Below are 6,904 nucleotides of genomic sequence, written 5' to 3'. Positions count from 1 at the left end.
CTTCGCGACCGAGCCGAAGCCCGGGCAGCAGTCGGTCAGCGGCAGGTCGTTGTCGATGGTCTTGGGCACGTGGATGGCCTGCAGCGCATAGCCCATCGACTGCGAGAGCTGGCTCACCTTGAAGCAGGTGTCGGCCGAATCGCCGCCGCCGTTGTAGAAGAAGTAGCCGATGCCGTGCGCCTTGAACACCTCGATCAGCCGCTCGTACTCGCGGCGGTTGCTCGACAGTCCCGAGGACAGCATGCCGTAGTCCGGCATCGTGGTCTTGCTCACGATCACCGTGCCCGCTTCTTTCAAGCGTGCAGCCGGTGGCGCGTCGGCAGCCGCAGGCTTCAGGTCGACGGCGGCCGTGCCCGCGGGCATCGGGTCGCCGCGCGTCGCGATGTTTTCCTTGATGGTGGCCGGCACGCCGTCCAGCGGCCCGCGTGCGTCCCCACGCAGCCAGCGCGCCTCGGAGGCCCGCGCCTGCTCGAGCGCGGCCTCGGGCCTGAAGAGCCAGGTGGCCTGCAGGTGAGGCTCCCATCGCTCCACCTGCGCGATCACGGCCCGCGTGACCTCGACCGGCGAGAGCTTGCGGTCGCGGTAGGCGGCGGCGAGCTCCTGCGCGGAAAGGTCGTTCAGCTCCACGAGAGTGCGGAGAGGTCGTTGACGAAGATCGGGTTCTCCTTCCAGATGCCCTTCACGCTCTTCTTCGCGACCGTCGGGAACTGCGGCTGGTAGAGGAAGCCGTTGGCCGCGTCGGTGGCCAGCATCTTCTGCGCGTCGCCCAGCAGCTTGTTGCGCTCGGCGGCGTTGGCGGTTGTCTTGATCTTGTCGAACAGCGCGTCGAAGGCCTTCGACTGGTAGCCCCAGTAGTAGTCGGGCTTGGCGTAGTTGCCGAGGTCGAAGGGCTCCACGTGCGACACGATCGTCAGGTCGTAGTCCTTGTTGCCGTAGGTGCCGCTGAGCCACTGGGCCCATTCGACGTTCTGCACCTTCACCACGATGCCGATCTTGGCCAGCTGCGCCACGATCACCTCGCCGCCCTGGCGCGCGTAGGGCGGAGGCGGCAGCGTCATCTTCAGTTCGAGCGGCGTCTTCACGCCGGCCTCGGCCAGCAGCTTCTTGGCCTTCTCGATGTCGAAGGGGTTGATGCCGGTGGTGTCCACATAGCCCGCGGCGCCCGGCACGTAGTGGCTGCCGATGGGCACGCCGAAGCCGTCGGCCGCGCCCTCGATCACCGCCTTGCGGTCGATGGCCGCAAGGATGGCGCGCCGCACGCGCACGTCGTCCAGCGGCTTTCTCTTGTTGTTGATCGACAGGATGGTCTTGGCGCGCGAACCGGCCAGGATCACCTGGAACTGCGGGTTCATCTTGAACTGCTGCACCACGCGCGTGCCGATGCGCGGGAACACGTCGATGTCGCCCGAGAGCATGGCCGCGGCCTGCGCGGCCGTGTCGGAGATGAAGCGGAAGGTGACCTTGTTGATCTTCGCGGTGGCGGGGCTGCGAAAGCCTTCCCACTTGCTCAGCGTGATCGACGAGCCCCTGGCCCAGTTGTCGAGCTTGTAGGGACCGGTGCCCACCGGCTTGGTGGCGTTACCCTCGGCGCTCTTGGGCTCGACGATCACGGCCGTGGCCTGGCCCAGCACGAAGGGCAGGTCGGGGTCGATCTCCTTGTTGATGACGACCACCGTGTAGTCGTCGACCACCTGCGTGCTCAGGTTGGCGAAGGTGCGCTTGTCCTTGTTGGTGCTCTTCTCGCTGCCGGCGCGGTCGAACGAGAACTTGACGGTGGCCGCGTTGAACGGTTCGCCGTTCTGGTATTTCACGCCACGCTTCAGCTTGAAGGTGTAGGTCTTGAGGTCGGGCGAGATCTCCCAGCTCTCGGCCAGCAGCGGCGTGACGCTGCCGTCGGAGTTGATCTTGGTGAGCGTCTCCAGGATGTTGTACTGCACCACCTCGGCAATGGCGGCCGCGGCGCCGGTGGTCGGGTCGAGCCCCGGCGGCTCGAGCGCCATGCCGATCACGATGGCGTCCTTCCTGCCCTGCGCCATGGCGGCGAGCGGGCTGGCCAGCGCCACGGTGGCGCCGGCGGTGGTAAGGAGGGTGCGACGGTTCAACATACGTGTGTTCTCCGGAAAAACAAGCCAGATTCGATGGCGGACGACTGCTGCGGCGCACGCCGTGCCCCGAAGGGAGGCGCGGCGCCGCGAAAGACTCGACAAGCAGCACGAAAGATGCCACCTGCGCGACCGGTCATTTTGATGCAGCAGGTACGTCGCCGCGCGGCCCGAGGGCCGGTTTTTACTCGGGACGTTCCCGTATGCGGGGCGTCCGGCTGGGCTCAGGCCCAGCTGATCAGGTCCAGCTGATCAGGTCCAGGACAGGGCCGCGATGTCGTTCACGAAGATCGGCGTGTCCTTCCACAGCCCGCGCAGGTTGCGCGCCGCCACGGTGATGAACTGCGGCTGGTACAGGAAGACGTTGGCCGCGTCTTCCGCCAGCAGCCGCTGCGCGTCGCCCAGGTAGCGCAGGCGGTCGGCGGAGCGCGCCGCGTTGCGCGCCTTCTCGAAGATCTCGTTGAACTTCGGCGACTGGTAGCCCCAGTAGTACTCCGGCTTGGTGTAGTTCACCAGGTCGAAGGGCTCGACGTGCAGGATCAGCGAGAGGTCGTAGTTCTTGTTGCCGTAGGTGCCGCTGATCCACTGCGCCCATTCGACGTTCTGGATCTTCGCGACGATACCCACCTTGGCGAGCTGCGCGGCGATGAGCTCGCCGCCCTGGCGTGCGTAGGGCGGTGGCGGCAGCACGAGATCGAGTTCGAGCGGCGTTTTCACGCCCGCCTCGGCCAGCAGCTTCTTCGCTTTCTCCACGTCGTAGGCGTTGATGCCGGTGGTGTCGACGTAGCCGGGCGCGCCCGGCACGTAGTGGCTGCCGATGGGCACGCCTCGGCCGTCGACGGCGGCCTCTATCACCGCCTTGCGGTCGATGGCCGCCGAGATGGCGCGGCGCACGCGCACGTCATCGAGCGGCTTGCGCCTGTTGTTGATGGCGAGGATGGTCTTGCCGCGCGAGGCGTTGAAGACGATCTGGAAGCGCTTGTCGTTCTGGAACTGCGGCAGGCTGCGCGACACCGATGCATGCGGGAAGAGGTCGACGTCGCCCGAGAGCAGCGCGGTGGTCTGCGCGGCCGGCTCGGAGATGAAGCGGAAGCTGGCCTTGCGGATCTGCACCGTGTCGGCGCCGCGCCAGCCATCCCATTTGGCGAGCACGATGCTCGAGCCCTTGGCCCAGTTGTCGAGCCTGTAGGGGCCGGTACCGACGGGCTTGGTGGCGTTGGTCTCCACCGTCTTCGGCTCGACGATGATGGCCGAGGCCTGGCCGAGAAGGAACAGCAGGTCGGGCTCGATCTCCTTGGTGATGAGCACCACCGTGTGCTCGTCGACCACCTGCGTCGCGATGTTGGTGAAGGTGCGCTTGTCCTTGTTGGTGCTGTTGGCCGCGGCCGCGCGGTCGAACGAGAACTTCACGCTCTGCGCGCTGAAGGGCTCGCCGTTCTGGAACTTCACGCCGCGCTTGAGCCTGAAGGTGAGCGTCTTCAGGTCGGGCGAGGCTTCCCAGCTCTCGGCCAGCAGCGGCGTGACGCTGCCGTCGGAGTTGATCTTGGTGAGGGTTTCGAAGACGGTGTAGAGCACCACCTCTGCGATCTCCGCGCCGGCCTTGGCCGTGGGGTCCAGGCCCGTGGGCTCCAGCGTGAGTCCGATGACCAGCGCATCCTTTTTCTTCTGTGCCAGCGCGATGGTCGGCAAGGCCAGCGGGGTCAGGGCTGCGGCGCCGGTGGCGAGCAGGGTGCGTCGTTTGAGCATGAAGCGGTGTCCTCGAAACAGGGGGCAGGCATCATCCGCGACGGCGCGCGCGTGCGCAACCAGATGCTTATGACCCACTCATCCTAAGGAGGCGGGACGACGCTTCGATGTCAGCCTGGCAGCAGCGTGCCGCCGGCGGGCGTGCGTGGCACTGCGTCGAGCAGCGTGCGCGTGTACTCGTGCTGCGCATGCTGGAAGAGCTCGGCGGGCGCTCCCTGCTCCACGATGTGGCCCTTGAAGACCACGCACACGTTGTCGCAGAGATGGTTGACCACTGCGAGGTCATGGCTGATGAGCAGATAGCTGATGCCGAACTGCTGCTGCAAGTCCTGCATCAGGTTGAGCACCTGGGCCTGCACCGACACGTCGAGCGCGCTCACGGGCTCGTCGGCCACGATGAGCTTGGGGCGCGTGATGAGCGCGCGCGCGATGGCGATGCGCTGCCGCTGGCCGCCCGAGAACTCGTGCGGGTACTTGTCCATGTCGGTGGTGCGCAGGCCGACGGCGGCGAGCGTTTCGGCGGCGCGTTCGCGCTGCTCGGCGCGGGTGGTGGCCGCGAGTGCTTCGAGCGGCTCGGCGACGATGCGTGCCACCGTCTGGCGCGGGTCGAGCGAGCCGTACGGGTCCTGGAACACCATCTGGAAGTCGCGCCGCGCGACGCGCAGTTCTTCCTTCGAGAGCGCGTGCAGGTTTCGGCCTTCGAGCGAGACGGTGCCTGAAGTGGGCGTATCGAGTGCCATCACGAGACGCGCGATGGTCGATTTGCCCGAGCCTGATTCGCCGACGATGCCCACGCTCTGGCCGGCCTGCACTTCGAAGCTCACGCCGTTGAGCGCCTTCACGCTCGGCGGCGGGCCGAATAGCTTCTCGCGCGGCAGCGCGTAGTGGCGCACGAGATCGGTGACCCGCAGCAGCGGCGTCGAAGCACTGGTGGCGGCCGTGCTCATCGCGCGATGGCCTCCCCGGCTTCAAGCGTGGCGATCTCTTCCAGCCTGATGCAGCGCACCGCATGGTCCTGCGGAAGCATCGTGGCTGGCGGCCGGGTGGTCGTGCAGGCGTCGACGGTGTAGCTGCACCGTCCCGCGAAGGGGCAGCCCTTCGGCAGATCGACCAGCTCGGGCACGCTGCCCTTGATGGTGGCCAGCCGCACGCCGCGGGGCGCACCGATGACGGGGCGCGCTGCGAACAGGCCTTGCGTGTACGGATGGGCGCGCCGTGCGAACACGGCTTCGGTAGGGCCGCTCTCGACCACGCTGCCGCCGTACATCACGAGCATCTTCGACACTGTCTGCGCGATCACGCCGAGGTCGTGGGAGATCAGGATCAGCGCCATGCCGCGCTCGGCCACGAGGCTCTGGATCAGCTCGAGGATCTGCTTCTGGATGGTCACGTCGAGGGCAGTCGTCGGCTCATCGGCAATCAGCAGGTCGGGCCCGCAGGCGAGCGCCATCGCGATGCCGATGCGCTGGCGCTGCCCGCCGGAGAATTGGTGCGGGTAGGCGTCGAGGCGCGAGGCAGCATCCGGAATGCCCACGCGCTCCAGCAGCGCGAGCACTTCCTTGCGTGCGTCGGCTTTCGAGAGCCCGCGATGCAGCCGCAGCGGCTCGCCGACCTGGCGCGCGATGGTATGCACCGGGTTCAGCGCCGTCATCGGCTCCTGGAAGATCATGCCGATGCGGTTGCCGCGGATCTCGCACATCTGCTTCTCTGGCAGTCCGACGAGCTCGGTGCCGTCGAAGCGGATGCTGCCGCCGACCTTCGCGGTGGCAGGCAGCAGGCCCATGAGCGACATCACGGTGATCGACTTGCCGCAGCCCGACTCGCCGACGATGCCCAGCGTTTCGCCGCGCTCGAGCGAGAAGCCGACGCCGCGCACTGCCTCTGCCGGGCCGCGCTGCGTCTGCAGGCCGATGTGGAGGTCCTTGACTTCGAGCAGGGGCATCTTGCTTACCTCGCCTACCTTGCTCTCGCGAGTCGTGGATCGAGCAGGTCGCGCAAGCCGTCGCCGAGCAGGTTCAGGCCAAGCACCGCGAAGGCGATGGCCATGCCCGGAAACACCGCGAGCAGCGGCGCCTGGAACATCATCGTCTGGGCCTCGCTGAGCATGCGGCCCCACGAGGGTTGCGGCGGCTGCGTGCCCAGGCCGAGGTAGGAGAGGGCGGCCTCGGCCAGGATGGCGATGGCGAAGCGGATGGTGATCTGCACGATCAGCACGGCCGAGATGTTCGGCAGCACGTGCTGCATGGTGATGGCGAAGCTGCCCTTGCCGCAGGCGCGTGCGGCGGCGACGTACTCGCGCGACCAGATCGCATTGGCCGATGCGCGTGTGATGCGCGCGAAGGTCGGGATGTTGTAGATGCCGATCGCGATGATCGCGTTGACGATGCCGGCGCCGAACACCGCCGTCATCATGATGGCCGAGAGGATCGCGGGAAAGGCCAGCGAGAAGTCGGTGAGCCGCATGATGGCTTCCTCGACCCAGCCGCGCTTTGCAGCAGCGAGCAGGCCGAGCGCGGTGCCGACCACGAGGCCGATGCCCACCGCGATCACGCCCACCAGGATGGATGCGCGCGCACCGACGAGCAGCAGCGAAGCCACGTCGCGGCCGTAGGTGTCAGTGCCCAGCCAGTGCGAGCCCGTCGGCGGCTTCAGCTTGGCGGCCATGTCCATCTCGTAGGGCGACCAAGGCGTCCACACCAGCGAGACGGCGGCTGCCAGCAGCAGGAGCAGCGTGAGCGTGCCGCCCAGCACGAAGCTGCGGTGATGCAATGCGCGGCGCCAGAAACCCGGCACCTTGAGCGCGGCGGCGCTGGGAGCGGTGACGGTGCTCATATGTCGCTGGCCTTGATGCGCGGGTCGATGACGGCATAGAGCACGTCGACCACGAAGTTCACGATGACCACCATGGCCGCCAGCAGCATCACGCAGTTGCGCACCACGATCAGGTCGCGGTTGCTGATGGCCTGGAAGATCAGCCGGCCCAGGCCGGGAAGATAGAACACGTTCTCCACCACGATGGTGCCGGCCAGCAGTTCCGAGAACTGCATGCCCATGAC

7 protein-coding genes are annotated in these 6,904 nt (G+C 67.1%); all 7 read right to left on the bottom strand.

The genetic code is table 11. From position 1 onward, the window contains the following. Positions 1 to 621 (bottom strand): amidase family protein (locus QMO14_RS32240; RefSeq protein ID WP_301512146.1); only part of this gene is annotated, 621 nt, incomplete at its 3' end. Further along, positions 618 to 2,105, bottom strand: a complete 1,488-nt coding sequence (locus tag QMO14_RS32235) for an ABC transporter substrate-binding protein (RefSeq protein ID WP_301512145.1) — start codon at positions 2,103 to 2,105, stop codon at positions 618 to 620. The genes QMO14_RS32235 and QMO14_RS32240, both read right to left, overlap by 4 nt. 249 nt (positions 2,106 to 2,354) lie before the next feature. After that, on the bottom strand, positions 2,355 to 3,848 hold the full coding sequence (locus QMO14_RS32230; RefSeq protein WP_301512143.1) for an ABC transporter substrate-binding protein: 1,494 nt from the start codon (positions 3,846 to 3,848) through the stop codon (positions 2,355 to 2,357). A gap of 110 nt (positions 3,849 to 3,958) precedes the next feature. Continuing rightward, positions 3,959 to 4,795, bottom strand: a complete 837-nt coding sequence (locus QMO14_RS32225) for an ATP-binding cassette domain-containing protein (RefSeq protein ID WP_301512141.1) — start codon at positions 4,793 to 4,795, stop codon at positions 3,959 to 3,961. Then, positions 4,792 to 5,790 (bottom strand): ABC transporter ATP-binding protein, encoded by a 999-nt coding sequence (locus QMO14_RS32220; RefSeq protein WP_301512140.1) that lies wholly within the window; start codon positions 5,788 to 5,790, stop codon positions 4,792 to 4,794. The genes QMO14_RS32225 and QMO14_RS32220 overlap by 4 nt, the downstream gene beginning before the upstream one ends. A 14-nt stretch (positions 5,791 to 5,804) precedes the next feature. Beyond that, complete coding sequence (locus QMO14_RS32215; RefSeq protein WP_301512139.1) at positions 5,805 to 6,680, bottom strand: ABC transporter permease; 876 nt, start codon at positions 6,678 to 6,680, stop codon at positions 5,805 to 5,807. Next, on the bottom strand, positions 6,677 to 6,904 hold a 228-nt coding region (locus QMO14_RS32210; protein ID WP_301512138.1), incomplete at its 5' end, for an ABC transporter permease subunit. The genes QMO14_RS32210 and QMO14_RS32215, both read right to left, overlap by 4 nt.

Source organism: Variovorax sp. CAN15 (assembly GCF_030462475.1).
Taxonomy (GTDB): Bacteria; Pseudomonadota; Gammaproteobacteria; order Burkholderiales; family Burkholderiaceae_C; genus Variovorax.
This window is presented reverse-complemented; position numbering and strand designations above follow the sequence as displayed.

What these genes read in the sequence shown, in the direction of transcription:
- QMO14_RS32235 (WP_301512145.1), bottom strand. Translation starts at nt 2,105, where the DNA reads ATGTTGAACCGTCGCACCCTCCTTACCACCGCCGGCGCCACCGTGGCG.
- QMO14_RS32230 (WP_301512143.1), bottom strand. Translation starts at nt 3,848, where the DNA reads ATGCTCAAACGACGCACCCTGCTCGCCACCGGCGCCGCAGCCCTGACC.
- QMO14_RS32225 (WP_301512141.1), bottom strand. Translation starts at nt 4,795, where the DNA reads ATGAGCACGGCCGCCACCAGTGCTTCGACGCCGCTGCTGCGGGTCACC.
- QMO14_RS32220 (WP_301512140.1), bottom strand. Translation starts at nt 5,790, where the DNA reads ATGCCCCTGCTCGAAGTCAAGGACCTCCACATCGGCCTGCAGACGCAG.
- QMO14_RS32215 (WP_301512139.1), bottom strand. Translation starts at nt 6,680, where the DNA reads ATGAGCACCGTCACCGCTCCCAGCGCCGCCGCGCTCAAGGTGCCGGGT.